This window comes from uncultured Roseicyclus sp. (assembly GCF_937892565.1).
In the GTDB taxonomy this organism is placed as follows: Bacteria; Pseudomonadota; Alphaproteobacteria; order Rhodobacterales; family Rhodobacteraceae; genus Roseicyclus.
In genome coordinates, this window is the sequence record NZ_CALAHQ010000035.1 from 53,788 (window position 1) to 78,208 (window position 24,421).

Annotated in this window: 22 protein-coding genes; 8 read left to right on the forward strand and 14 right to left on the reverse strand. The window is 66.0% G+C overall.

Annotated elements, in window-relative coordinates; all coding sequences use genetic code 11:
• Entirely contained in the window at positions 1-3,390 is a 3,390-nt protein-coding gene (locus tag Q0094_RS05300) for an efflux RND transporter permease subunit (protein ID WP_297616001.1), read from the forward strand.
• On the opposite strand, the gene Q0094_RS05305 is transcribed toward Q0094_RS05300, so the two are convergent.
• On the reverse strand, positions 3,387-4,211 hold the full coding sequence (locus Q0094_RS05305; protein WP_297616003.1) for a protein-disulfide reductase DsbD domain-containing protein: 825 nt from the start codon (positions 4,209-4,211) through the stop codon (positions 3,387-3,389). The genes Q0094_RS05300 and Q0094_RS05305 overlap by 4 nt on opposite strands.
• Before the next feature lie 126 nt (positions 4,212-4,337).
• Between Q0094_RS05305 and Q0094_RS05310 the strand changes: the two genes are divergently transcribed.
• Positions 4,338-4,922, forward strand: coding sequence for a YqgE/AlgH family protein (locus Q0094_RS05310; protein WP_297616005.1), 585 nt, complete (start codon positions 4,338-4,340; stop codon positions 4,920-4,922).
• 5 nt (positions 4,923-4,927) lie between these two features.
• Here the strand turns inward: Q0094_RS05310 and Q0094_RS05315 are convergent, their stop codons facing one another.
• Both Q0094_RS05315 and mutY read right to left on the reverse strand, forming a co-directional pair.
• Positions 4,928-6,061 carry an alkane 1-monooxygenase gene (locus Q0094_RS05315; RefSeq protein ID WP_297616007.1) on the reverse strand — a complete coding sequence of 378 codons (1,134 nt, stop codon included), beginning with the start codon at positions 6,059-6,061 and terminating at the stop codon, positions 4,928-4,930.
• Between the two features lie 57 nt (positions 6,062-6,118).
• Positions 6,119-7,159 carry an A/G-specific adenine glycosylase gene (gene mutY, locus Q0094_RS05320; RefSeq protein ID WP_297616050.1) on the reverse strand — a complete coding sequence of 347 codons (1,041 nt, stop codon included), beginning with the start codon at positions 7,157-7,159 and terminating at the stop codon, positions 6,119-6,121.
• A gap of 115 nt (positions 7,160-7,274) precedes the next feature.
• On the opposite strand from mutY, the gene Q0094_RS05325 reads away from it, so the two are divergent.
• The 3 genes from Q0094_RS05325 to Q0094_RS05335 are packed head-to-tail and all read left to right on the forward strand — an operon-like array spanning position 7,275 to position 9,622.
• A complete protein-coding gene (locus tag Q0094_RS05325) occupies positions 7,275-7,805 on the forward strand; it encodes a DciA family protein (protein ID WP_297616009.1) in 531 nt (176 codons plus the stop codon).
• Between the two features lie 15 nt (positions 7,806-7,820).
• Positions 7,821-8,492 carry a DsbA family protein gene (locus Q0094_RS05330; RefSeq protein WP_297616011.1) on the forward strand — a complete coding sequence of 224 codons (672 nt, stop codon included), beginning with the start codon at positions 7,821-7,823 and terminating at the stop codon, positions 8,490-8,492.
• Positions 8,489-9,622: a CaiB/BaiF CoA-transferase family protein gene (locus Q0094_RS05335; RefSeq protein WP_297616013.1), complete on the forward strand. Its 1,134-nt coding sequence runs from the start codon at positions 8,489-8,491 to the stop codon at positions 9,620-9,622. The genes Q0094_RS05330 and Q0094_RS05335 overlap by 4 nt, the downstream gene beginning before the upstream one ends.
• A 10-nt stretch (positions 9,623-9,632) precedes the next feature.
• Here Q0094_RS05335 and lpxK read toward each other — a convergent pair whose 3' ends face one another.
• The 5 genes from lpxK to Q0094_RS05360 form a co-directional block, all read right to left on the reverse strand.
• Positions 9,633-10,637, reverse strand: coding sequence for a tetraacyldisaccharide 4'-kinase (lpxK, locus tag Q0094_RS05340; RefSeq protein ID WP_297616015.1), 1,005 nt, complete (start codon positions 10,635-10,637; stop codon positions 9,633-9,635).
• Positions 10,637-11,932, reverse strand: coding sequence for a 3-deoxy-D-manno-octulosonic acid transferase (locus Q0094_RS05345; RefSeq protein ID WP_297616017.1), 1,296 nt, complete (start codon positions 11,930-11,932; stop codon positions 10,637-10,639). The genes lpxK and Q0094_RS05345 overlap by 1 nt, the downstream gene beginning before the upstream one ends.
• A gap of 69 nt (positions 11,933-12,001) precedes the next feature.
• Positions 12,002-12,808 (reverse strand): 3'(2'),5'-bisphosphate nucleotidase CysQ, encoded by an 807-nt coding sequence (locus tag Q0094_RS05350; RefSeq protein WP_297616019.1) that lies wholly within the window; start codon positions 12,806-12,808, stop codon positions 12,002-12,004.
• Positions 12,795-14,141, reverse strand: coding sequence for a TldD/PmbA family protein (locus tag Q0094_RS05355; RefSeq protein WP_297616021.1), 1,347 nt, complete (start codon positions 14,139-14,141; stop codon positions 12,795-12,797). The genes Q0094_RS05350 and Q0094_RS05355 overlap by 14 nt, the downstream gene beginning before the upstream one ends.
• Before the next feature lie 104 nt (positions 14,142-14,245).
• On the reverse strand, positions 14,246-15,691 hold the full coding sequence (locus tag Q0094_RS05360) for a DUF2125 domain-containing protein (RefSeq protein ID WP_297616023.1): 1,446 nt from the start codon (positions 15,689-15,691) through the stop codon (positions 14,246-14,248).
• Between the two features lie 216 nt (positions 15,692-15,907).
• On the opposite strand from Q0094_RS05360, the gene Q0094_RS05365 reads away from it, so the two are divergent.
• On the forward strand, positions 15,908-16,663 hold the full coding sequence (locus Q0094_RS05365) for an SDR family NAD(P)-dependent oxidoreductase (RefSeq protein ID WP_297616025.1): 756 nt from the start codon (positions 15,908-15,910) through the stop codon (positions 16,661-16,663).
• The gene (locus Q0094_RS05370) at positions 16,660-17,286 is read left to right on the forward strand and encodes an enoyl-CoA hydratase/isomerase family protein (RefSeq protein WP_297616027.1); all 627 of its coding nucleotides are present in this window, start codon (positions 16,660-16,662) and stop codon (positions 17,284-17,286) included. Before Q0094_RS05365 ends, Q0094_RS05370 begins: the two co-directional genes overlap by 4 nt.
• On the opposite strand, the gene Q0094_RS05375 is transcribed toward Q0094_RS05370, so the two are convergent.
• A complete protein-coding gene (locus tag Q0094_RS05375) occupies positions 17,283-17,588 on the reverse strand; it encodes an HNH endonuclease (protein ID WP_297616029.1) in 306 nt (101 codons plus the stop codon). The genes Q0094_RS05370 and Q0094_RS05375 overlap by 4 nt on opposite strands.
• A 49-nt stretch (positions 17,589-17,637) precedes the next feature.
• Between Q0094_RS05375 and Q0094_RS05380 the strand changes: the two genes are divergently transcribed.
• Positions 17,638-18,813, forward strand: a complete 1,176-nt coding sequence (locus tag Q0094_RS05380) for a TIGR03862 family flavoprotein (RefSeq protein ID WP_297616031.1) — start codon at positions 17,638-17,640, stop codon at positions 18,811-18,813.
• 57 nt (positions 18,814-18,870) lie between these two features.
• On the opposite strand, the gene Q0094_RS05385 is transcribed toward Q0094_RS05380, so the two are convergent.
• The 5 genes from Q0094_RS05385 to Q0094_RS05405 form a co-directional block, all read right to left on the reverse strand.
• Positions 18,871-19,464 (reverse strand): glutathione S-transferase family protein, encoded by a 594-nt coding sequence (locus tag Q0094_RS05385; RefSeq protein ID WP_297616032.1) that lies wholly within the window; start codon positions 19,462-19,464, stop codon positions 18,871-18,873.
• Between the two features lie 2 nt (positions 19,465-19,466).
• Complete coding sequence (locus tag Q0094_RS05390; protein WP_297616034.1) at positions 19,467-20,498, reverse strand: DNA polymerase III subunit delta; 1,032 nt, start codon at positions 20,496-20,498, stop codon at positions 19,467-19,469.
• The gene (gene lptE, locus Q0094_RS05395; protein ID WP_297616036.1) at positions 20,495-20,986 is read right to left on the reverse strand and encodes an LPS assembly lipoprotein LptE; all 492 of its coding nucleotides are present in this window, start codon (positions 20,984-20,986) and stop codon (positions 20,495-20,497) included. Before lptE ends, Q0094_RS05390 begins: the two co-directional genes overlap by 4 nt.
• A complete protein-coding gene (gene leuS, locus Q0094_RS05400; protein WP_297616038.1) occupies positions 20,973-23,537 on the reverse strand; it encodes a leucine--tRNA ligase in 2,565 nt (854 codons plus the stop codon). Before leuS ends, lptE begins: the two co-directional genes overlap by 14 nt.
• Positions 23,538-23,627: 90 nt before the next feature.
• Positions 23,628-24,143, reverse strand: a complete 516-nt coding sequence (locus Q0094_RS05405) for a DUF3576 domain-containing protein (protein WP_297616040.1) — start codon at positions 24,141-24,143, stop codon at positions 23,628-23,630.
• Positions 24,144-24,421: the final 278 nt, after the last annotated feature.

Below are 24,421 nucleotides of genomic sequence, written 5' to 3' on the forward strand. Positions count from 1 at the left end.
ATGATGCGCAGCCTTCCGCCCGGCGGTTTCGGTGTCTTGAGCTACTTTACCCGCCACCGGACGGCGGCGAACCTGTTGCTGATGCTGCTGGTCGTGGCCGGCTTGGCCGCGATCCCGCAAATGCGGGCGCAGTTCTTTCCCGATGTCATCTCGGACGAAATCGACATCATCATCGCATGGGATGGCGCTGGTGCCGAAGATGTGGACGATGCCATTGTCGCGGTTCTGGAACCGGTGCTGCTGGCCGTGCCGGGTGTCGCGGCAACCTCGGCCACCAGCCGCGAGGGGCGCGCCTCGATCGCGCTGGAGTTCGAGCCGGGTTGGGACATGGGCCGCGCCGCCGACGAGGTTCAGGCCGCGCTCGATGGGGTGGCCGATCTGCCCGAAGATGCCGATGATCCGGCGGTGCGGCGCGGCGCTTGGTGGGACAATGTCACCGATGTGGTGATTTCCGGCCCGGTCGCGCCCGATCAGCTTGGCCGTTTTGCCGATGAATTCACCGCCCGGCTGTTTGCCGTGGGTGTGACCCGGTCCACCATTCGCGGCGTCGCGGCCCCGCAAACCGTGGTCGCGGTGCCGTCGGCCGGATTGATCCGGCATGACATCTCCATGTCCGAGATCGCGGGCGTGATCGCAGCCGCCGCCTCGAGTGCGCCGGCGGGCGATGTGGCGGGGGCCAATGCGCGCATCCGCACCGGCGCGGCGCAGCGTTCGGTGGCCGACATCGCGTCACTTGCGCTCCGGATCAATGCGGATGGATCGACCCTGACCATCGGGGATGTGGCCACCGTGCGGACCGAAGGGATGGACCGCGAGCGCGCCTATTTCGTGGGCGATGATCCCGCCATCACCATCCGCGTCGACCGGTCCGAGGATGGCGATGCCATCGCCATTCAGGCGCTGGTCGAACAGGTCGCCACCGAGATGGAGGCGACCCTGCCCATGGGCACCACCATCGAACTGATCCGCACCCGGGCCGAAGCGATCACCGGGCGGATCAACATTCTTGTGGACAATGCGCTTCTGGGTCTGGCGCTGGTCGTGGGGCTTTTGTTCCTGTTTCTCAATGCGCGCACCGCGTTCTGGGTGGCGGCGGGCATTCCGGTGGCGATGCTGGCGGCGATTGCGCTGATGTGGGCGGCGGGGCTGACGATCAACATGATCTCGCTGTTCGCGTTGATCATCACGCTGGGCATTGTCGTGGATGATGCCATCGTGGTGGGCGAACACGCCGATTACCGCGCGCGCCATCTGGGCGAAGACCCCGTGACCGCCGCCGAAACCGCCGCGCGCCGCATGGCCGCGCCGGTGTTTTCGGCCACCGTCACCACGGTTCTGGCCTTTGCCGCGCTGACCGCGATCGGGGGGCGGTTCGGGGGGCTGATCGCCGATATTCCCTTTACGGTCATCGTGGTGCTGCTGGCCAGTCTTGTGGAATGTTTCCTGATCTTGCCCAATCACATGGCCCATGCGCTGTCCCATTCGGCTCGGACGCATTGGTATGATCTGCCCTCGCGCGTGGTCAATCGCGGCTTTGACTGGGTCAAGGACCGCGCCGTGCGCCCGGTGATGCGCCTTGTCGTGATCGCGCGCTATCCGGTGCTGGCGGCGATGATCTTTCTGCTGTCGACCCAAGCCGCCAGCTTTTTGCGCGGCGATGTGGTCTGGCGCTTTTTCAACGCGCCGGAATTGTCATCGGTCACGGGCAATTTCGCCATGCTCGATGGCGCCACCCGGGCCGACAGCCTTGCCATGATGCGCGAGATGCAGCGCGCGACCGAGGCCGTGGCCGCCCGCTACGAGGCAGAACATGGTCTGAACCCGCTGGTCTATGTGCTGGCCGAGGTGGGCGGCAACACCGGCGGCGGGTTGTCGGGGGTCGAAAACAAGCAGGCCGATCTTTTGGGGTCCATCGCGATCGAGTTGATCGATGCCGATTTGCGGCCCTATTCGTCCTTTGCCTTTGTGTCCGATCTGCAAGACGAGGTGCGCCAGCTTCCGCTGACCGAAACCGTCAGTTTCCGGGGCTTTCGCGGCGGACCGGGTGGCGATGCCATCGATGTCCAGATTTTCGGGGCCGATACCGCCATCCTCAAGCAGGCGGCGGTCAGCCTGCAGACCCAGCTTCAGCGCCACGCGGAAGTGTCGGGTTTGCAAGACAGCATGGCCTATGACCGCGAAGAGTTGAGCCTTGAGTTGACCCCGCAAGGGGCGGCGCTGGGGTTCGAGATCGGGGCCTTGGGGCGCGTGCTGCGCGACCGCCTGGGCGGGATCGAGGCGGCGCGCTTTCCCGATGGGCCGCGCACCGCCACCATTCGCGTCGAATTGCCAGATGACGAGCTGACCGCCGATTTTCTGGAAGGCACGCTTTTGCGCGCCGCTTCGGGGCAATATGTGCCGCTCGCCGATATCGTCACCGTCACCGCGCGGCAGGGGTTTTCCACGATCCAGCGCGAAAACGGTGTGCGGTTGATTTCAGTCTCCGGCGATCTGTCCGAGGACGATCCCGTGCGTGCCGAAGACATCATGACCGATCTGGCCGACAGGCTGATCCCGCAGATCGAGGAACGCTATGGCGTCTCCACGCGCCTTGCCGGTCTGGCCGCGCAGGAGCAGGAATTCCTGGGCGATGCGGTCACGGGCTTTGTGTTGTGTCTTGTGGGTATCTATCTGGTGCTGGCCTGGATTTTCGCCAGCTGGACCCGGCCGATGGTGGTCATGGCGATCATTCCCTTTGGCCTTGTGGGCGCGATCTGGGGCCACGCGCTGTGGGATGTGCCGCTGTCGATGTTCACCGTCGTCGGGCTGATCGGGATGACGGGCATCATCATCAATGATTCCATCGTGCTGGTGACAACGGTCGATGAATATGCGCAAGAGCGCGGCCTGATCCCCGCCATCATCGATGGCACCTGCGACCGGTTGCGCCCGGTCTTGTTGACCACGCTGACCACGGTGCTGGGGCTTGCCCCGCTGCTTTACGAGACCTCTTCGGATGCGCAATTCCTCAAGCCCACGGTGATCACCCTGGTCTATGGTCTGGGCTTTGGGATGTTCATCGTCTTGCTGGTGGTGCCCGCGATCCTTGCCATGCAGCAAGACATCGCCAAGCAATTGTCCGCCCTGCGCCGCGGGTTCGGTGTGGCCGGTCGGCTGCCCGGGCTTGCCATGGGGCTGGGCGGGCTGGCGGTGGCGATCGCCGGGCTTTTTGGCGCGACGCTGGGAAGCGCGGTCATCACCGGTGCCATGGCGGGGCCGCTGGCGTCCTTGGGTACGGGCGGGATCGGGGCGGCATTCGGCGTTTTTGTCGCCGGGGCGGCGGTCTTGTGTGTGTTGGGCTGGGTCGTTGGCCTGTTGGTGCAGGCGCGGGGCCGCCGGCTGTCGTCTTAACCGGTGCAGCCATCCAATTCGATGGCCATGCGCGTGCCGATCACCGTGATCCGCAGGTCAGACCGGTTCAGCGCAAAGGGGCCTTGGTCGGGCGGCACGATATCCGCCGTTGCACGGATCATGTTGCCCAGGCGCTCGGTGACGGCCTCGGACACCCAGATGGCGCTGTCGTGATGTTCCAGCACGACCGTTTCATCGGAACCCGTGTCCGGAACCGCGGCGGTCACCGTGATGCGCAGCCCGTCGGAAATCGGTTCGACCGCACAGCGCGCCTGACCGGCCCCGGCCTCTGCGGCGGTGAAGGGGCGGTTTGACAGCGATTGCCCGATTTCGGCCACCCGCACCGGTGTCGGCGGCAAAAGCCCGGTCAGATTCAGCGTGATCGGGATGCAGACATCAAGACAGACACCCATGTCGATCTGGCCCTCAATGGCGATCTCGCCGCCCTGCGAGAGGCTGAATTCCACCGGAAGAACCACAACATCGCCATAGCCGATCGAGCGCATGCCGTTGATGACAAAGACCTTGGGCCGTGGCCAATGGATCGCAAGCCCCGTCACGCCTTCGGCTTCGGTCAGCTGCAAGATCGTGGGCACACCGCCTTCGCCGGGCGCGCGCCAATAGGTTTTCCATCCCGGCGCCAGCGCGATGCGGATGCCCGCCATGTGGTTGCCATCTGCCAGCCGCCATCCGGGCAGGAACGAGACCTGTACCACGTCATCGACCGAACGGCCCAGAAACTCGGCCTTGGCCGTGTCGGCACCCCAAAGGGCGCCACAGGCCGCAAAGGCGGCAAGACATCTGCGCAACGCGTGTTTCATTTCAATGGAGCTAGAAACTTGCCACGGAAATGGAAAGTCACGATTTGGCGACGGGGCTGGGTCTGTGGCCGCGCTGCCGCGCAACCGCGCTTGATCCGGGACGCGCAAGGCCCCATCCTGTGGCCCATGACCCGACGCAGCACAGCGCCTTTTCATGACCTGACCGGACAGCTTCTGATCGCCATGCCCGATCTGGGGGACCCGCGCTTTCAGGGCAGCGTCGTGTTCTTGTGTGCGCATTCGCCCGATGGGGCGATGGGTCTGATCGTCAACAAACCCATGCAAGATGTGCGCTTTCGCGACATGCTGGACCAGCTTGGCATCGCACGCGCGGCCGCCACCCCCGATGTGCAGGTCTGTTATGGCGGTCCGGTCCAGATGCGGCGGGGCTTTATCCTGCACAGCGCCGCCTATGCAGGATCACGCAAGGATCGGCTGGAGGTCGATGACCGCTACGCGATGAGCGCCACGCTTGACATCCTGACCGAGATCGCGCGCGGCACTGGCCCTGTGCACAACATCCTTGCGCTGGGCTATGCGGGTTGGGGCCCGGGGCAGTTGGAGGAAGAAATCGCGCACAACAGCTGGCTCACCGCCGAGGCGCTGCCCGAAGTGGTCTTTGCCCCCCGCATGCATGACAAATGGGCGGCCGCGCTGGCCAGCTTGGGCATATCGCCCCTGACCCTGTCATCACAGGCCGGCCACGCCTGACGCCGTCAGCGCGGCACGGGCAAGGTGCCGTTGGTGTAGGGTGTCCAATCCGTGATCTCGGGGTAGTAGCGGTGCCGCCATGCCATGACGCGCGGGTTCATGATGCGCCGCCACACGGGCGGGATCATCGCGGCCATGGTCATCACCGGGTAGCCAAAGGGAAGCTGCGGGGCCTCATCCTTGGTATAGGTCTGCAACAGCGGAAAGCGCCGGTCGGGCTTGTAGTGATGATCGGAATGACGCTGCAGGTTGATCAGAAGCCAGTTCGACGCCTTGTGCGCCGCGTTCCATGAATGGCGCGGCAAGACATGCTCGTATTTGCCGTCGCCCAGATGTTTGCGCGTCAGCCCATAGTGTTCGATGTAGTTGGTCAGCTCCAGCTGCCAGATGGCGATGGCGGCCTGAAAGGCAAACAAGCCCAACCCAAGCCAGCCGCCCAGGGCAAAGGCCAGCATCAGGCACATCCCCTGCAGAAGCCCATAGCGCCAAAAGGGATTGGCCGGATCGGTCCATGGCTTGCCGCGCCGTGCCAGCATCGCCTTTTCTGCGGCAAAGGCGCTGGTCAGGCTGTCACGCAGCACGCGGGGCAAAAAGCGGTGAAAGCCTTCGTCATAGGGCGCGGTCACCGGATCGCGGGGGGTGCCCACATGGCGGTGATGCACCAGAAGATGTTCGGATCGGAAATGCGAATAGAGCACGCAGGCCAAGAGCAGATCGGCCAACCAGCGTTCCAGCCGGTTTTTCTGGTGCATCATTTCATGGGAATAGGTGATGCCGATGGTACCCGACATGATCCCCACGCCCAGAAACAGGCCAAAAGCCTCGGGCGTCGACAGGTGATCGGCGCGGGTGGCATACCAGATCAGGCCGAACATCGTGACAAACTGCAAGGGAAACCAGACCAGCGTCACCAGCCGATACCAGATCAGCTGATCATCGGGCGTATCGGGGTCGGCGTTTTCCAGAGCCAGCCCCATGACCGCATCAAGGGCCGTGAACAGCCACCACGTCGCCAAGGGCATCGCCGCCAGCCACCAGCCACCTTGACCCGCGACAAGGATGATCAGCGGAAACAGCGCCAGCGACATCCAGAAGGGCAGCGCGCGGGCGATCGGGGCAATGCGTCTGACAGGGATCATGGCCGGTCTCTTGTCTTGTGTGCCTGCTGCAATGCTTTGCGTGCAGCGGCCCTTTGGTCAATCCTGACGCATGGTCGCTTCCGCCAGATCCCACGCCTTGCGCATCACCGTGGGCAGGCTTGCGGGCCGAAATGTGGCGCGCGGGTGAAATTGCCCGCGGTCTGGTGTCGCATCCATGTCCACCCACGCCAGCCTGAGCGACAGGCGCAGGTGGAAATGGGTGAAGGTATGGCGCACCTCTCGCCCCGGATCATGCCATTGCGCCGCGATGGGGGGCGATTCGGGCGGGGGTGTTTCGGTCCAGTCGCTGCCGGGCCAGCCCAGCATCCCGCCCAGCAAGCCCCGGTCGGGCCGGGTTTCCAGCAAGACGGCGCCGTCGCGGCGCTGGGCCAGATAGACGATGCCCGCCCGCGTCGGTTTCTCGGGCTTTGGCGTCTTGCGCGGCAGATCGGCGGCGATGCCAAGCCTGCGCGCGCGGCACAGCCCCATGACCGGGCATAGCCCACAGGCCGGGTTGCGCGGCGTGCAGATCGTGGCGCCCAGATCCATCACCGCCTGCGCGTAGCATCCCGGGCGCACCTTGGGCGTGAGCCGTGCCGCCAGAGCTTTCAGGTCTGTTTTCGCGGCCGGAAGGGGCGTCTGCACCGCAAAGACCCTTGCCAGAACCCGTTCCACATTGCCATCCATCACCGCCGCCGGGCGGTCAAAGGCGATGGAGGCGATGGCCGCGGCCGTGTAGGGGCCGATGCCCGGAAGCGTCAGAAGCCCCGCTTCCGTCTCGGGAAAGCGCCCGCCATGATCGGCCACAACGACGCGCGCGCATTTCAGAAGGTTGCGGGCGCGGGCGTAATAGCCCAGCCCGGCCCATTCGGCCATCACGACGGCATCCTCGGCCGCGGCCAGCGCGGCGACCGTGGGCCAGCGCGCGGTGAAGCGGTGGAAATAGTCGCGCACGGCGGCCACAGTGGTTTGTTGCAGCATGATTTCCGACAACCAGACCCGATAGGGATCGGGGCGCAGCCCGGCCAGCCGCGCCTCGGGCCCTACGCGCCACGGCAAGGCGCGGGCATGGCGATCATACCATGGCAACAGGGCCATGGCGGGCGCATCGTCGGGAAATCCGTCACGCAAGGTTTATCTGCCTTTCCGCTGGCTGGTGTTGGTTCGCGGCGCGTTAGGCCATAGAGTGCGCCCAAGCACAGGAAAGCAAGCCATGCCGAAAACGCCCAGCCCATCGTCGAACGCGCCACCGCCGCGCCGCAAGCGCGGCTTTGAAGCGGCCGGTGCCTTGTTGGCCGCCACCCTCAAGGCACCCGCCGAAAAGCGCGGCTTTGGCGAGGCAAAGCTGTTGACCCATTGGGCCGAAATTGTGGGCGCCGACACCGCCGCCATCGCACGGCCCGTCAAGATCACATGGAGCCGGGGCTTTGGCGGCACGCTGGTCTTGCTGACCACGGGCGGCCATGCCCCGGTGCTGGACATGCAGAAAGAGCATATTCTGGAACGGGTGAACGCCACCTATGGCTACCGTGCCATCGCGCATGTCCATATCACCCAGACCGCGCCCACCGGATTTGCCGAAGGCCGCGTGGCCTTTCGCGCCGCCCCTCCCAAACCACCCGCCGAGCCCGATCCCAAGCGGCTGGCCCTTGCCTTGGGCCATGTCGAGGGTATCGAAGACCAAGGGCTGAAAGATGCACTCGCGCGGCTGGCCCGCAATGTGCTAACCCCACGACAAAGCTGAGGAGAGACATCCAACATGGATCGCAGGACCCTTTTGTTGGGCGCCGGTGCAGGTGCCCTTGCCGTTGGTGGCTACGCGGTGTTGCGCCCGGTCAACGCCCCCGATCTGTCGCTTCTGCCACAGGCGGCCCGAGCGCAAACCGTGCCCGCAACCGCCCCCGAGGTGATCGAGATGGTGCTGGGCGCGCCGGATGCGCCTGTCGAGGTGATCGAATATGCCTCGTTCACCTGCCCGCATTGCCGCACGTTTCATGAAAACAGCCTGCCGCTGCTCAAGGCCGATTACATCGAGAAAGGGCTTGTGCGCTACATCTACCGCGAGGTCTATTTTGACCGCTTCGGCCTGTGGGCCGGGATGGTGGCGCGCTGTGCCGGGCCCGAGCGATATTTCGGTGTCGTCGATCTGATCTATGCCCGGCAAGCCGAATGGACCCAGGGTGCCCCCGCCGAGGTAGCCGAAAACCTGCGCCGGATCGGCCGGACGGTCGGGCTGACCAATGAACAGCTTGACGCCTGTCTGACCGATGCCGCCATGGCCGAGGCGATGATTGCCACCTACGAGGCACATATGGAACAGCACGACATTTCGGGAACGCCCGCCTTTGTCATCGCGGGGCAGATGTATTCCAACCAGAGCTACGCCGACATGTCGGCAATCCTTGACGAAGCGATCGCAGCCGCGCAATGACCACGCCGCTTGCCGGGGTGCGCGTGCTGGAACTGGCACGGATTCTGGCCGGCCCCTGGGCCGGTCAGACGCTGGCCGATCTGGGCGCCGAGGTGATCAAGGTCGAAGCGCCCGAAGGCGATGACACCCGCCGCTGGGGTCCGCCCTTTGTGGATCATGCGGGCGACCGGTCGGCGGCCTATTTCCATTCCTGCAACCGGGGCAAGAAATCCGTCATCGCCGATTTCACCATGCCCGAGGGCCGTGACCGCGTGGTGGACCTTGCGCGCGGGGCCGATGTGGTGATCGAGAATTTCAAGCTGGGCGGGCTGGCGAAATACGGGCTGGATTACGCCAGCCTGAGCGCGATCAACCCCGGCCTGATCTATTGCTCGATCACCGGGTTCGGCCAGACCGGGCCCTATGCCCATCGGGCGGGCTATGATTACATCATTCAGGGCATGGCCGGGCTCATGTCGGTCACGGGCGAGGCGGGCGGCCAACCGCAAAAGGTGGGCGTGGCCGTCACCGATATCTTCACCGGGCTTTACGCGGCCAACGCCATTCTGGCCGCGCTGCATTTGCGTCGCACGACCGGGCGGGGCCAGCATATCGACATGAGCCTGATGGACAGCGCCGTTGCCATCATGGCCAATCAGGCGATGAATTATCTGGCCACGGGGGTGGCGCCGCAACGGCTGGGCAATGCCCATCCCAATCTGGTGCCCTATCAGGTCTTTGACTGCGCCGATGGCTGGATCATCATCGCCACCGGCAATGACGGGCAATACCGGCGGCTTTGCGTGCTTCTGGGTCTGCCTGATCTGGCCGATCACCCCGATTACCTGACCAATGCGGCGCGCATCGCCCATCGCGATGCCCTGACCGCACGGCTGACGGCGGCGACCCGCCTCTGGGCCAAGGCCGATCTGCTGGCCGCCTGCGAGGATCAGGGCGTGCCCGCAGGCCCGATCAACGATCTGGCCGAGGTTTTCGCCGACCCTCAGGTGGTCGCGCGCGGCACACGGATCGAACCGGGTGGCGTGCCGGGCGTGCGCCCGCCCTTTCGCTTTTCGGATGCCGATCTGGCGCTCGACCGACCCGCGCCCCGGCTGGGTGAGGATGACGGGTCGGGCTGGTCGGCGCGATAGGCGGCATGGGCTAGGGTGCTGCGTCGGATGGCCCACCCATGATGCGGTCCAACACCGCATCCAATGGCCCCCAATCGTCCAGACGCAAGCGCACCGGCACCGTCATCACCTGAGCGCGCAGCGCGGGCGCAAGGCGCACGGCATCCTTTTCCGTCGTCACCACCTGTGCGCCAAGGCTGCGTGCCTCGCGCAGAAGGCGCGTCATCAGCGCATCGCCGAGAGGTTGATGATCGCTCAGCGCATGGGTGGCGCGGATATCGGCGCCCATGGCTGCGAGCGTGCGAAAGAATTTCTCGGGGTGGCCAATGCCCGCAAAAGCCAAGACCGGCTGGCCCTTGAGCGGCAAGCCCGTGGGCAAGGGGTGCAACTGGCCCGTGATGTGGGGAAGGGCGATATGTGCGCCCCAGCGCCGGGCAAAGCGGTCTTGTGCCGCCGCATCCCCGATGGACACAACCAGATCGGCCCGCGCCAGCCCCGCCGCCACCGGTTCGCGCAACGGCCCCGCCGGGATCACCCGGCCATTGCCAAAGCCGACATGGGCATCGACCACGATCAGCGACAGATCATGGGCTAGCCCTGGGTTCTGGAACCCGTCATCGAGCAAGATCGCCTGCGCCCCCGCGGCCATGGCGGCCCGCGCCCCGGCCGCCCGGTCGCGCGCGACCCATGTGGGCATAAAGGCTGCGATCAACAGCGCCTCATCCCCGGTTTCGGCGGCGCTGTGGCGGCGGTCGTCGACCCGCACCGGCCCCGCCAGCGACCCGCCGTGGCCCCGGGTGACGGCATGGGCGGCGATGCCACGCGCGGTCAAATGCTGCGCCAGCGCGATCACCATGGGCGTTTTGCCCGTACCGCCCGCATTGAGATTGCCGACACAGATCACCGGCACCCCCACCCTTGCGCGCGGCCCCCGCGCCAGCCGCCGACGGGTCGCCGCCGCATAAAGCGCGCCCACGGGCGACAACAGCGCCGCCAGCAGCCCCGGTTCGCCATGCCAGAAACCCGGTGCCCGCATCAGCGCCCCGTCCCGGCCGCGTCGAGGGTTTCCAGCAGCACCGCTTTGGCCCGCTCGGTGACATCCGCACCCGATGACACCACCTCCCACGCCGCATGGGCCATGGCGGCGGCACGGTCGGGCGCCAGCAATTCATCCACCGCCTGCGCCAGCGCCTGTGGCGATGCCACCAGCCGCGCGGCCCGCGCTTGGGTCAGGCGTTGATAGATGTCGACGAAATTGGTGACATAGGGGCCGTGCAGGATCGTTGATCCAAGCGCCGCTGGCTCAAAGGGATTGTGGCCGCCAATGGGTTCCAGTGACCCGCCGACAAAGCTGACCGGGGCCAGACGATACCACAGACCCAATTCGCCCATGGTGTCGGCCAGATAGACCGGTACCTCGGCCTCGGGGCCCTCGCCGGCGGTGCGGCGGGTAAAGGCCCAGCCATCATCGTGCAGCCGCCGTGCGATGTCATCCCCGCGATCGGGATGCCGTGGCACAAGGATCAACAACAGCCGCGGATTGGTTCGCATGGCGATGCGGTGCGCCTCGAGCACCTTGAGTTCTTCGCCATCATGGGTCGAGGCCGCGATCCAGACCGGCCGATTGCCGATTTCGGCGCGCATGCTGTCGAGCCTGCGGGTATCGACCGGCAAGGCGGCAGCGCCTTCCTTGAGGGTGCCTGTCACCTCCATGCGGTCGGGGTCCATGCCCAGACGGCGCAGATAGATCGCGGTCAGATCATCTTGCACAAGGGCGCGCTGGAACCGCCCCAAAAGGCTGTGCGCCATGCCGCGCAGAAAACGCCAGCGGTCATGGCTGGCCTTGGACATGCGGGCATTGAGCAACAGCATCGGGATGGCGCGCGCTTGGGTTTCGCAGATCAGCGTGGGCCATAATTCGCTTTCGGTCCAGACCGCGACATCGGGGCGCCAGTGATCGAGAAAGCGCGTCACGAACAGGCGCGCATCGAGCGGCACATATTGGTGCAGCGCCCCATCGGGCAGACGATCGGCCATCACGCCCGCCGATGTCACGGTGCCTGTGGTCACCAAAACCCGCAATTCCGGCCGGTCGTCGATCAGTTGCCGCACCAGTTCCAAAAGCGCGATGGATTCGCCCACGCTGGCGGCATGAAACCAGATCAGCGGTCCGTCGGGGCGGGGGCATGTGGCGATGCCACGCCGCTCATCCAGCCGGTCGGGGTCTTCCTTGCCGGCGGCAACACGCTCGCGGAGCTTGCGTTCGGCAAAGCGCTGTCCGGCGCGGCCTGACCATGCGCGGTAAAGACCAAGAGCAAGCGAGCGTTCCATTTGTCCTCTCGGTCCTGCGTCCGGCGTGGCACGCATTGGCTGCGCAGACTAGGGATTGGCCCGCTTGGGTCAAGCGGTGGGCGCATCACCCGGACCACGCGCCCCCATCAGCGCGGCATGCAGATCGGGGGCGGCTGCCAGAACCCCCGCAACCTTGGGTGTGGCGGCGTTGAAGCGCAGCGGCTGGCCCATCGCATCGGTGGCCAGCCCGCCCGCTTCCGCGATGATCAGCGCACCGGCGGCGATGTCCCATTCCCATGTCTGGCGAAAGGTGATCATCGCGTCGAACCGGCCTTCACCCACCAGCGCCATGCGATAGGCCAGCGAGGGGCGATAGGCGCGGGTCACCGGCGGCACCCCTTGCGGCCAATGGGCGGGGCCAAGCGTGTGCTTGGTGGCCAGCACCTTGGCCTCGTGCAGATGGCGGGCCGCCGAAGTGCGGATCGCGACATCATTGAGCGTGGCGCCAGCGCCCAGTGCCGCTGCATAAAGCTTGCCCCGGATCGGCAGATAGACCACCGCCGCGATCACCGCGCCATCCTCGACCACGGCCAGAGAATGCGAAAAAGCCGAGCTGCCTTCGATAAACGCCTGCGTGCCGTCGATGGGGTCGACCACAAAGACGCGGCGCGCGGAAAGCCGGGCGGGGCCGTCGGGCGTTTCCTCGGACAGCCAGCCATAGCCGGGGCGGGCATCCATCAGGCGCTCGCGCAGCATGTCATCGACGGCGATGTCGGCTTCGGTCACCGGGCCCGCGCCGTCGGGCTTGTTCCATGTTTCGGGATCGTCGCGGAAATAGCGCGCCGCGATCCGGCCCGCGCCGCGCGCGGCTTCGACCAGCAGCGCCAGATCCTCGCGCGCGTCAGGCCCCGGCAAGGGTCAACCCCTCGACCAGCAGCGACGGCACCACACGGCTCAGATGCGGGCGTGCGTCATTGGCCGGGCGGATCGTCAGGAGCATGTCGCGCAGATTGCCCGCGACCGTGCATTCATTGACCGGATAGGCGATTTCCCCGCCTTCGATCCAGAAACCCGATGCGCCGCGCGAATAATCGCCCGTGGTGGCGTTGATCGACGACCCGATCATCGACGTGATCAAAAGCCCCGTGCCCATGTCGCGCAAAAGATCCGCAAGGCTCTGGTCGCCCATGGTCAGCGCCACGTTGCTGACGGCGGGCGAGGGCGGCGACGATGTGCCCCGGCTGGCGCTGCCGGTCGACGGCAGACCCAGCTTGCGCCCGGTGGCCAGATCCAGTGTCCATTCCCGGAGCACGCCATCTTCCACAATCATGCGGCGGCGCGTGGCCAGACCTTCGCCATCGAAGGGCCGCGATGCCGAGGCGCGCGGGCGGTGCGGATCCTCGATGATCGACAGGCCGCGCGGCAACACCTGCACGCCCATCAGATCGCGGGCCCATGATGCGCCACGGGTGATCGCGCTGCCATTGGTGGCCGACAAGAGATGCCCGATCAGCCCCGAGGATATCCGCTCATCATAGATGACCGGATAAGCCCCGGTCCTGGGTTTGCGTGCACCCATCCGCGCGACGCTGCGTTCGCCCGCGATGCGCCCGATCTGTTCAGGGCCCAGCAGATCGGCGGCATGGTTGCGACCATCGCCGAAATAGTCGCGCTCCATCCCCAGACCTTCGCCGCTGATCGCGACGCAGGACAGGCCGTGATCGGTGCGCGCATAGCCGCCCGAAAAGCCGTTGCTGGCGGCAAGATGCACGCGGCTGCGGGAAAACCCGGCGCTGGCCGATTGCACCTGTGACACGCCCCTGATGCCAAGTGCCGCCGCTTCGGCCCTCAGGGCGAGATGTTCCAGATGGGCGGGGTCGGGATCGGGCGAGGGGTCGGCCATATCCAGCCCCGCGCCATCGCGCACCGCGCCGAGTTGCCCCGGATCGGCAAGGCCCACGGTCGGATCGACCGGCGCAAGCCGGGCCATGGTCACCGCCCGCCCGGCCATGTCGCGCAGCGTTTCGGGCCGGGTGTCTGATGCGGACACGCAGGCCTGTCTTTGCCCCACCATGACACGCAGACCGATTTCCACCCCCTCCGAGCGTTCGGCCTGCTCCAACTGCCCGCCCCGCACCCCGATCGACAACGAAATACCGTCGATCGCGATGGCATCGGCGGCATCGGCCCCTGCGCGGCGGGCCTCGGACAAGAGCGCATCGGTCAGATCGGACAGAGGGGCGGGCATGGATGAGGCACCTTGGATTGGGGTTGGGTTCGACCTAGTGCCCCGACCGCCCCGGCGCAAGGCATCGCCGGCCCGGCCCAAAGCGGGCCGGGTGGCCGTTCGCGTCACTGAAGCGGAACACCATTGGCGGTGATGCCGCCGCCTTCGGTGAACGCGATCGTGGTCTGGACCGTGTCGGGCCCGGCGCCCGGCCGGGTAAAGGCGGCCAGCAACCCGCGCGCCATCGCCAGCTGTTCGACCGGCAGCAGCCCCGAATTCTTCAACCGATCCAGAAGCGCGTTGGACCCTGCAAGTTGCAGATCAACGGACCCGACGGGTCTTGGAGACGGTCCGGGCGCAAAGACTGCGGCCCCGGTTCCGGTCAGCTCGGCCCCCGCGACCGCGATCCGCAATTCGTTCAGCGACAGATCGACCAATTCGCCGGGCATGCCGGTTATCTGATCGGGCGCGGTGGACAGCAGATCCACCAGAACCCGCAGCGACCCCGTGACATCGGCAATCACGCTGATCGGGTCGCGTGGAATGGCCTGTGCGGGATCGAACAGATCCCAGATCTCCGGGTTGAGCACGACATCTTGATAGGCCAGACGCGCGCCAAAGGGTTGTGCGCTGTCCGATTGCGCAAGCGGCACGGAAAAGCCGAATTCCGCGCTGGCCATCGCGATGTCAACCCCAACCGGCAGATCGGGGCCGCGAAACGAGCTGCTTGAGCCTGTGGTAGCCGAGCCAAAGGACAAGCCGGCTTCCGACAGGCTGGTCTGAACGCTTCCGCCTTGGCTGGCGGTCAGAAACTCGAAACCCCCGCTCGGATGCGCAAAGCGCAGCTCGAAGCTTGCGCTGTCATGGCGAAGATCGCTTTGAAAGCCAAAGCCCGGCGGCAACACATCGGGGGTCTTGGCAATTGCGGCGAGATTGCCAAAACTGACCGTGCCAGTTTCGGCGATGCTTTCGATGGCAAAGCTTGCCGCCAGCGAGCCGTCTTCGCCGGGGGGCGGGGTCAGGCTGAACGCGCCGGAAATGGCGCTGGTCGATGAGGTGGTGATGGAGCGCATATCGGCAAGATCGCGGCCATCCGTTTGAACGGTGGCGGCGTAATCCTCGATCGCGATTGTCAGATCGATCTTGGGCAGCAGGCCCATGCCACCGGTGATCGGCCCAACCTCGATCGTGATGCGGGGGGCGTCATAGGCAAATATGCGGGCGCCGGCATCGCCGCTGGCGGTGATGGTCATGCCCGGCATGATCACATTGACCACCGCCTCGATCGGGGCCGCGCCCGGTTCGGTGGCAAAGCTCATGCGGATCGCATAGGTGTCGGACAGGGTCACCACCACGCGACCATCGCCCGTTTCGGTCATCACGACCTGATCGAGTTGGCCCAGCGTGCTGACATCGTCGTCCGAAAACTGCGAGGCATAGCCCCGCAGCGTCAAGACGCCGTTTTCGGCTGTAACCTGTTTGGCGGTGATGGTCTGACCCATGGCAACCGCTTGGGCTTGCCATTCGGCCCAAAGCTCTTCTGCGGTCAGGGACAGCGCGGGCTGGGCCATGCATATGGCAAGCGCCGAGAGGGTCAGAAAACGCGTCTTGTGCTGCGACATGGGACCAATCCGATACTGCAAGGGCAAATGCATGGCCTTAGTGTCAGCCCGGCAGAGGGGTGCGGTCAAGTGCCGATCCCCCGGTTCGGCGCGCTTTGGTCTGGCCTCATGGCGGATGGGGCGCTAGCACTGGGCCGACCGTCACACAACGTCAAGGGACCGACCATGCACAGCCTTTCGGGAAAAACCGTGGCCATTACCGGGGCAAGCCGGGGTATCGGGGCGGCGGCGGTGCGTGCCTTTGCCGCCGCAGGGGCCAATGTCGTCTTGATCGCCCGCGACCGTGATGCGATTGCCGCGCTTGCGGGTGATGTCGGTCCGACCGCGCTGGCCGTGCCCTGCGACGTGACCCGCTACAGCCAGGTCGAGGCAGCCCTTGGCGCCGCCGTCGCGGCCTTTGGCGGGCTGGATGTGCTGATCAGCAATGCAGGCGTGATCGACCCCATCGCGCAAATCGCAGACGCCGATCCCGAGGTCTGGGGGCAAGCCATCGATATCAACCTCAAGGGGGTCTTTCACGGCGTCCATGCAGCGGTGCCGTTGATGTTGGCGCGCGGCGGTGGCACGCTGATCACGGTCAGTTCGGGCGCGGCGGTCAATGCGCTGGAAGGCTGGAGCGCCTATTGCGCGTCCAAGGCCGGGGCCAAGATGCTGACCGCCTGTCTGCATACCGAATTGGGCCAGCGCGGCATCCGTGCGCTTGGCCTGTCGCCCGGCACGGTCGCCACCGACATGCAGCGCGAGATCCGGCAATCCGGTGTGAATGCGATCAGCCAGCTCGATTGGTCGGTGCATATCCCGCCCCAATGGCCCGCGCAGGCGCTGGTCTGGATGTGCGGCCCCGAGGCCGATCCGTGGCTGGGTCAGGACATTTCCCTGCGCGATCCGGCCATCCGCGCCGCAGTGGGCGTGGGACCATGATCGGTTGCCAGCGTGACGATGGCCTATGGATCGTCACGCTTGACCGCCCCGACAAGGCCAATTCCCTGACCGCCCCGATGCTGGAGCGTCTGGTCGATATTCTGGCCGAGGCGGCGGTCGATCCGCATCTGCGGGCCCTGATCCTGACCGGGGCGGGCGAGCGGGTGTTTTCCGCTGGTGCCGATCTGGATGCGGCGCGGGCGGGGTTGGCCACATCGCCGCTGTGGGAACAGGTCTCGGGTGCGATTGCGGCGCTGCCGTGTCTGACCATTGCGGCGCTGAACGGAACACTGGCGGGTGGGGCCTTTGGCATGGCACTGGCCTGTGACATCCGGCTGTCGGTTCCCACCGCGCGCTTTTTCTATCCGGTGGCCAAGCTGGGCTTTCTGCCGCAACCCTCTGATCCCGGGCGTCTGGTGGCGCTGATGGGGCCGGCGCGCGCCAGGCTTCTGCTTCTGGGCGGGCAGACATTCACCGCCGAAGAGGCTTTGGCCTTTGGCCTGGTCGACCGGATCATTGCGCCCGCGCATCTGTTGGAGCAGGCCCGCGTGATCGCCGGGGATGCGTTGGCCGGAAACCCCGATGTGCTGCGTGCAATCAAGCGGATGTGTGATCGCGCCTAGCGGCGTTTCCAGCCGCGCCGCCCGCCGGGGGTTTTGGAATGAAAGCCCGGTGGGCGCTTGGTGACCCACGCCAGAAACGCCGCCAGCCGCGGATGGGCGCGCAGGGCTTCGATGGTGTTGTGGCTGCGGGCCAGTTCGGCCTCGGACAGGGTGGCGTGAATTTCATTGTGGCAGATCTGATGCAAAAGCACGACCGGCCCGCCCTTGCCGCCGCGCAGTTTCGGCGTCAGGTGATGCAGGCTTTGCTTGGCGTCCTGTGGAATCGGTCGCTCGCACAGCGGGCAGGTTGGCAGATCATCCATGAGCCCCAAGAATGGCGCAAACGCGCAGGGCGGCAAGGGAAGGGCAGCCATGGCTGAAGCAGTCGATGCGCTGGTGATCGGGGCGGGCCCCGCGGGCCTGATGGCGGCCGAGACCCTCGGCCGGGCGGGTCGGTCGGTGCTGATCGTCGAAGCCAAGCCATCGGCGGGGCGCAAGTTCCTGATGGCGGGAAAATCGGGGCTGAACCTGACCAAGGATGAGCCGCTTGCCGCCTGTGTGGCGGCCTATGGCGCGGCGTCTGACTGGCTGGCGCCCATGCTGGCCGACATGGGGCCGGACATTGTGATGGCTTGGGCCAAAGCGTTGGGGCAGCCGGTCTTTACCGGCAGCTCCGGCCGCGTCTTTCCCGTGGCGATGAAAGCCAGCCCGCTGTTGCGCGCATGGATCAGGCGCCTTGGTGCCGAGATCCGGACCGGCTGGCGCTGGTCGGGATGGGAAGGGGGCGATTGGGCCTTTGACACGCCGGACGGGCGGCGTGCGATCCACCCTGCGGTGGTCGTCTTGGCACTGGGCGGGGCCAGTTGGGCGCGTCTGGGCTCGGATGGGGCATGGGCGCCCAAGCTGGCCGAAAAGGGTGTCGATCTTGCCCCGTTTCGTCCGGCAAACATGGGCTTTTGCGTTGATTGGTCCGCCCATATGGCGCCGCATTTCGGACAGCCGGTCAAGGCTGTGGCGTTGATGGCGGGGTCCGGGGCGGTGGTGCGCGGCGAGTTTGTGGTGTCGGCGCGCGGGATCGAGGGTGGCGGGATCTATGCGGTCGCGGCCGCGCTGCGCGATGGCGCGGCGCTTGCGGTCGATCTTTTGCCCGATCTGTCCGAGCGTGAGGTCGCCGCACGGCTGGCGGCAAGGCCCGCCAAACAGACGCTGGCGCGGCATCTGGAGCGGGCGCTGAAGCTTGATCCGGTCAAACGGGCGCTGCTGCAGGAATTCGGGCGCCCCTTGCCCGAGGGGGTGGCTCTGGCCCGTCTGATCAAGCGCCTGCCGATCCGCCATGCCGGGCCGCGGCCCCTTGATGAGGCGATTTCCACTGCGGGCGGTGTGACGCGCGCGGCGGTGGATGGGGGGCTGATGCTGCGCGCGCTGCCCGGTGTCTTTGTCGCGGGCGAGATGCTGGATTGGGAGGCGCCGACAGGGGGCTATCTGATCACCGGCTGTCTGGCGACGGGGCAATGGGCCGGGCGGCATGCCGCCGTCTGGCAGGGGTGAGGCCGTTCCGGTTTATTCCCGAAGCAAAGATGCGCGGCTGCCAAGCCTGACGACGGGTCAGCGGTTCAGGGCCCGGGCATATGAGGGGCGCGCGCGCATCATTGCCATGTGATCTTTCAGGCGCGGCTCGAGGATGGGGAATTTGGCATTGGCCGCCCAGCCACAGCAATGCGCCAGCAAGATGTCGGCGATGGTGAGGGTGTCGCCCATCAGGAACGGGCCATCGGCATCCATCCGGCTGACCATGTGGCCCTGGCTGCGCGCGAATTCCCACTGGAGGCTGTCCTTGATCGCGGGCAATCGGTGCTCTTCGGGCAAAACGAAGCTGTGGCGCGCGGCGGTCCACAAAGCCGCATCGAATTCGTCGAGGATCAGGTTGGTCAGGCTGTCTTGCTGGGCGCGCGCAATCGTGCCCGGGGCAAAGCCCAAGGCCCCGTGGCGGTCGGCCAGATAGGTCATGATCGCCACCGAATCGCTCAAGGCCACGCCATCGGCGACCAGCACCGGCACCTTGCCCGCCGGGCTGACCCGCCGGATCGCCTCGGAGTGCGGCGCGGCATCGATGTGTTCGTAGTCGAGGCCCAGTTCCTCGAGTGTCCACAGCACGCGCAAGGCCCGGCTCCGGACCGCGCCGATCAAGGTATAGCCCATGTCTATCGTCTCCCCTTGCCCGGCATCATGGCGAGCCGGATCAATGCCCGTTCCATCAGCGCCATCTGTGGCGCGCCCTGCGCCGAACGCAAGGTCAGATCGGTTTCCACCAAAAGGCTCAGCGCGGTTTCGAGCGGGTCGCGGCCCCAGCGGCCGATCTGTGCCAGCATGCGGTCGCGGCGCGGACCAAAGACCGGGGGGCGTTGCGCCTGAAGCCCCGCGGCCGGGCCGCCGGGGTGGCAGGCGGCGGCATGCAGTGCGCGAAAATGCCGAAGCGCCGCGATGCACAGCGACACCGGCGCAACGCCTTGCCCCGCAAGCCGCGACAGGATCGGGCCGATCGCGCTGGCCTGTGCCTCGGCGGTGGCGTGCAAGATGTCGTCGAGTTCCGCCTCAAGCGTCAGGGGCGCCACGGCGGCGATATCGGCGGGGGTGATGGGTGTGGGATCGCCCCGCTTGTAAAGGCCAAGCTTTTCGACCGTCTGCCGGAAATCGCCCGGCGGAAGGCTGCGCGCGAGTGCTTCGAGGTCATCCATCGCCGCGCGCGGCAGATCGTTCAGCCCCCCCTCGCGCAGCAGCGCCTCGATTTCGGCGCGCGACGGGGGGTCGTCATAGATGGCGGCGGCGCGGGCCGATCTGTGATCTTCGAACAGTTTGCGCAGCGCGGATTTGGCGGTCAGCCGGGCCGCGGTGGCGATGATCTGCGCGTCGCCCGGCCGCCAATCGGCCAGCGCCGCGGCAAGCACAGGCGCCAGCGCATCTGTCGCGCCATCGATGAACACGGCGCGCGGGCCGGGGAAAAACCCCACCGCCTTGATCGCATCGATCAGCGCCGCCGGATCGCTGCGCAGATCGGCGGCGGCCAGACGCGTCAGGCGCATTTCGCCCTCGGCATTCGGTCCCAGGAGCGATTTCAGCATCTCTTGCCGCCGCAGCGCCACGCGCATCGCGTCATCGCCAAAGATCAGGCAGCCCGCCGACATCGGATCGGGCTTGCGGGCATAGGCGGCAATGTCGCGCGGTTGCAGCTTCATGCCCGGTCGGCCGCACCCGACAGCAGGCGCGACATCAGCTGGTCGGCCAGCGCCACCATCAGCCGATCTTCGGCATCGCGGCGCGCGGCGGCGGTGGCCACGGGCGAGCCGGTGGTCGAATAGGCGGTAAAGGTCGAGACCGTGCCGGTCTGCACGGTCTGATCGGTGGCGATCTGTGTCAGGCGGAAATTCAGCGTGCCGGTCAGGTTGATCCGGGTGATGTCGTTGCTGCCGGTGATGGCAAGCCCCCGTTCGGTCGTGGCGATATCCCAATCAAGCTGCAAGCCGGGGGCGGTGGCGCGGCCAAGCCTGGCTTCCAGCCGGGCGACCAGCACAAAGCCCTGTCTGGTGTCGGGGGCGGCGACCCGGACCTGTCCGCGCAGTGCATGCCCAGCCCCGCCCGTCGCATAGACAGGCGCAAAGCCACAGGCGCCCAGCGGCGCCATGGCCAGCATGATCAGAAAGCGGCGGCGATCAGATGACGACATTCACGATCCGGCCCGGCACAACGATGAGCTTTTTGGGCTGGCCCCCCGCCAGCGCCTTTTGCACAGCGTCATCCGCCAGCGCGATCTTTTCAACCTCTTCCTTTGGCATGTCCTTGGGAACGGTGATTTCGGATTTGCGCTTGCCGTTGATCTGGATCGGCAGCGTCACCGTGTCCGAGATCAGCATCGCCGCATCGGCCACAGGCCAAGGCGCGTTGGCGATCAGGCCCGCGCCGCCCAGCATGGCCCAGATTTCTTCGGCAAGATGCGGCGTCATGGGCGACATGAGCTGCGCCAGTGTCAGCATGGCTTGCCGCCTGGCGGTGCCGCCTGCGGTGGATTTGCCCAAGGTGTTGGTAAAGGCGTAAAGCTTGGCGATGGCGGCATTGAAGCCAAAGCTGTCGATGCCTGCGGTCACATCAAAGATTGCCTTGTGCATCTCACGCAAGAGATCGCCATCGGCGCCATTGGCCGGGCTTGTCTCTTGCGCGATGTCGCTCGCCAGTCGGTGGACGCGGGCCAGATGCTTGGCTGTCGCTTCGGCCCCGGCCGCGGTCCATTCCACGTCACGCTCGGGCGGGCTGTCGGACAGCACGAACCAGCGCGCTGTATCGGCGCCATAGGCCTTGATGATCGCCACCGGGTCCACGACGTTGTTTTTCGACTTGGACATCTTGGCCGAAGGGATGATCTCGACCGCGCGACCGTCGGTCAGATAGCCGCCGCCATCCCTCAGCGTCACCTCTTCGGGGTAGTGATAGACGGGCCGGCCCGCGCCATCGCGCGTCATGTAGATCGCATGCGTCACCATCCCTTGCGTGAAGAGCGCATCGAAGGGTTCGATCGCGGTGTCGGGCAGATGACCACAGATCGCCATCGCGCGGGCAAAGAAGCGGGAATAAAGCAGGTGCAGGATCGCATGCTCGATGCCGCCGATATACTGGTCGACATTCATCCAGTATGCGGCTTCGGCCATGTCGGTGGGGGTCTGGGCGCGGGGTGCGGTGAAGCGGGCGAAATACCACGACGAATCGACGAAGGTATCCATCGTGTCGGTTTCGCGGCGCGCCGGCGCACCACAGGCCGGGCAGGCACAATCGCGCCATGTCGGGTGCCGGTCCAGCGGGTTGCCGGGGATGTCGAAGCTGACATCGCGGGGCAGCTCGATGGGCAGGTTTTCCTTTGTCTCGGGCACCACGCCGCAGGCATCGCAATGCACGACCGGAATGGGGCAGCCCCAGTAGCGCTGCCGCGACAGGCCCCAATCGCGCAGGCGGAACTTGGTCACGCCTTGTCCGATACCGCGGCCCTCGCAAAAGCCGATCGCGGCCTCCACGGCCTGTTCGCCGCTGGCCTCTTCGGCCCAGGCAAAGGGCAAGGTCCAGCGCACGGTTTCCGATTTGGGCGGCACAAAGGCGGGCGCGCCATCCTCGGGCAGCGCATGCGCGCCCGTGCGCGGCACAAAGGTCGAGATCACCGGCAGGTGGTACTTGCGCGCGAAATCCAGATCGCGCGCATCATGCGCGGGGCAGCCGAAAATCGCGCCGGTGCCGTAATCCATCAAGATGAAATTGGCGATCCAGACGGGCAATTGCCATTCCGCGTCAAAGGGGTGGCGCACGCGCAGCCCGGTATCAAGGCCCAGCTTCTCGGCCTTTTCGATCGCTTCCTCGGTGGTGCCACCCTTGCGGGCCCGGGCGCAGAATTCGGCCACTGCCGGGTCGGCGGCTTCCAGCGCGCGGGCGATGGGGTGGTCGGGCGAGATGCCTATAAAGCTTGCACCCAAAAGCGTATCGGGGCGCGTGGTATAGACCTCGATCCGGGTCTGATCGGCCATGGGGGCCACCAGATCAAAGCCGAATTGCAACCCGCGCGAGCGGCCGATCCAGTTGGCCTGCATCGTCTTGACCTTGGCGGGCCAGTCATCCAGCCGATCCAGCGCATCAAGCAATTCACCCGAGAAATCGGAGATCTTGAAGAACCATTGCGTCAGCTCGCGCCGTTCCACATCGGCCCCCGACCGCCAGCCCTTGCCGTCGATCACCTGTTCATTGGCCAGAACGGTCATGTCGACCGGGTCCCAGTTCACCACCGCCGCTCTGCGATAGACAAGCCCGCGTTCCAGAAAATCGAGAAACAGCGCCTGTTGCTGGCCGTAATATTCGACGTCACAGGTCGCAAACATGCGCGACCAGTCCAGCCCGAATCCAAGGGGCTTCATCTGGGCGACCATGGTGGCGATATTCTGATAGGTCCAGTCGGCGGGGTGCCCGCCCGATGCCATCGCCGCGTTTTCGGCGGGCATGCCAAAGGCGTCAAAGCCCATCGGATGCAGCACATTATGCCCGGTGGCCAGCTTGTAGCGCGCGATCACATCGCCCATCGTGTAGTTGCGCACATGCCCGATATGGATGCGCCCGGACGGGTAGGGGAACATTTCCAGCACATAATACTTGGGCTTGTCGGCGCTGCGGCGCGCGACAAAGGTTCCGGCCTTTTCCCATTCGTGTTGCCATTTGGGTTCCAGCGTGGCGGGGTCGTAACGCGACATGGGCAGGCATCCTTGGGTCAAAGACGAAAACGCCGGGCATCGGGGGCCCGGCGGTGTGATAAAGAGCGCGGGCGGCCGCGTAAAGCGGGCCTAAAGATCGGCGTCGCGGATGCGCAGCTGGCGTGCCCGCGTCAGGATCGCGTCTTCGATCTGGCGGGCGACATCGCGGCTGACGGCACCCGCGCGCGATTCAACGGAAACGCGCAAGCTGCGCGCTTCCAGCGCGGGGTCTTGCACATAGACAGTGGCGCGATAGGCGCTGCCGCCGCCGGGCGGGGTGGCGAAACCGAACTGGATGATGCCCGAAAACGGATCGGCCGCTTCGACGGGCATGAAATCCAGCACCTCCAGCGCGGCGGTCCACAGATAGCGGTTTACCGCCACCGTGGTGTTGGGGTCGGCGGAATTGGCGAACAGGTCAAAGATCGTTTCGCGATTCGGGTCCAGCACCAGACCTTCGTCGATCAGCGCCTGTTGTTGGGCGGCCGCGCGGGCGGCGCGGCGGTCTTCGCGCCCTTCGCCCGAAAACAGACCAGTGCCCCCGCAGCCCGCCAAAAGCGCCACGCCGACGCACAATCCCGCAAGTTTCGCCAGCTTCCCACGCATCCGCCGGTCCTTGAATGGCCCTGTCTCTGATGGGCTTGTTGCTACAGGACGGGCCAAGTCGCGGCAAGTGTCTTTCCCGGCGGGGCGGGTTTGGGCGAGTGTGGCATGTCTGCACCAGCCTTGGCGCAAGACGAAGCAGGGCCGTTCGGCTTTCTTGCAATCAGGGGGTCAAGGGGCGACACAGCAGCATACTCAATGCGGATTCCCCGTTTTGAGGTGCACCATTGAATACAACACGAGGGAAAAACCATGAAAAAGGTTCTCTTCGCTACTACTGC

Excerpts from the sequence above, each read along its gene's own strand:
- mutY (WP_297616050.1), bottom strand. The coding sequence starts at position 7,159 with ATGGCCCTGTTGCCATGGTATGATCGCCATGCCCGCGCCTTGCCGTGG.
- Q0094_RS05365 (WP_297616025.1), top strand. The coding sequence starts at position 15,908 with ATGCACAGCCTTTCGGGAAAAACCGTGGCCATTACCGGGGCAAGCCGG.
- Q0094_RS05330 (WP_297616011.1), top strand. The coding sequence starts at position 7,821 with ATGGATCGCAGGACCCTTTTGTTGGGCGCCGGTGCAGGTGCCCTTGCC.
- Q0094_RS05370 (WP_297616027.1), top strand. The coding sequence starts at position 16,660 with ATGATCGGTTGCCAGCGTGACGATGGCCTATGGATCGTCACGCTTGAC.
- Q0094_RS05385 (WP_297616032.1), bottom strand. The coding sequence starts at position 19,464 with ATGGGCTATACCTTGATCGGCGCGGTCCGGAGCCGGGCCTTGCGCGTG.
- Q0094_RS05380 (WP_297616031.1), top strand. The coding sequence starts at position 17,638 with ATGGCTGAAGCAGTCGATGCGCTGGTGATCGGGGCGGGCCCCGCGGGC.
- lpxK (WP_297616015.1), bottom strand. The coding sequence starts at position 10,637 with ATGCGGGCACCGGGTTTCTGGCATGGCGAACCGGGGCTGCTGGCGGCG.
- lptE (WP_297616036.1), bottom strand. The coding sequence starts at position 20,986 with ATGTCGTCATCTGATCGCCGCCGCTTTCTGATCATGCTGGCCATGGCG.
- Q0094_RS05305 (WP_297616003.1), bottom strand. The coding sequence starts at position 4,211 with ATGAAACACGCGTTGCGCAGATGTCTTGCCGCCTTTGCGGCCTGTGGC.
- Q0094_RS05325 (WP_297616009.1), top strand. The coding sequence starts at position 7,275 with ATGCCGAAAACGCCCAGCCCATCGTCGAACGCGCCACCGCCGCGCCGC.
- Q0094_RS05315 (WP_297616007.1), bottom strand. The coding sequence starts at position 6,061 with ATGATCCCTGTCAGACGCATTGCCCCGATCGCCCGCGCGCTGCCCTTC.
- Q0094_RS05345 (WP_297616017.1), bottom strand. The coding sequence starts at position 11,932 with ATGGAACGCTCGCTTGCTCTTGGTCTTTACCGCGCATGGTCAGGCCGC.
- Q0094_RS05390 (WP_297616034.1), bottom strand. The coding sequence starts at position 20,498 with ATGAAGCTGCAACCGCGCGACATTGCCGCCTATGCCCGCAAGCCCGAT.
- Q0094_RS05335 (WP_297616013.1), top strand. The coding sequence starts at position 8,489 with ATGACCACGCCGCTTGCCGGGGTGCGCGTGCTGGAACTGGCACGGATT.
- Q0094_RS05310 (WP_297616005.1), top strand. The coding sequence starts at position 4,338 with ATGACCCGACGCAGCACAGCGCCTTTTCATGACCTGACCGGACAGCTT.
- Q0094_RS05375 (WP_297616029.1), bottom strand. The coding sequence starts at position 17,588 with ATGGATGATCTGCCAACCTGCCCGCTGTGCGAGCGACCGATTCCACAG.
- Q0094_RS05405 (WP_297616040.1), bottom strand. The coding sequence starts at position 24,143 with ATGCGTGGGAAGCTGGCGAAACTTGCGGGATTGTGCGTCGGCGTGGCG.
- Q0094_RS05360 (WP_297616023.1), bottom strand. The coding sequence starts at position 15,691 with ATGGCCCAGCCCGCGCTGTCCCTGACCGCAGAAGAGCTTTGGGCCGAA.
- leuS (WP_297616038.1), bottom strand. The coding sequence starts at position 23,537 with ATGTCGCGTTACGACCCCGCCACGCTGGAACCCAAATGGCAACACGAA.
- Q0094_RS05300 (WP_297616001.1), top strand. The coding sequence starts at position 1 with ATGATGCGCAGCCTTCCGCCCGGCGGTTTCGGTGTCTTGAGCTACTTT.
- Q0094_RS05355 (WP_297616021.1), bottom strand. The coding sequence starts at position 14,141 with ATGCCCGCCCCTCTGTCCGATCTGACCGATGCGCTCTTGTCCGAGGCC.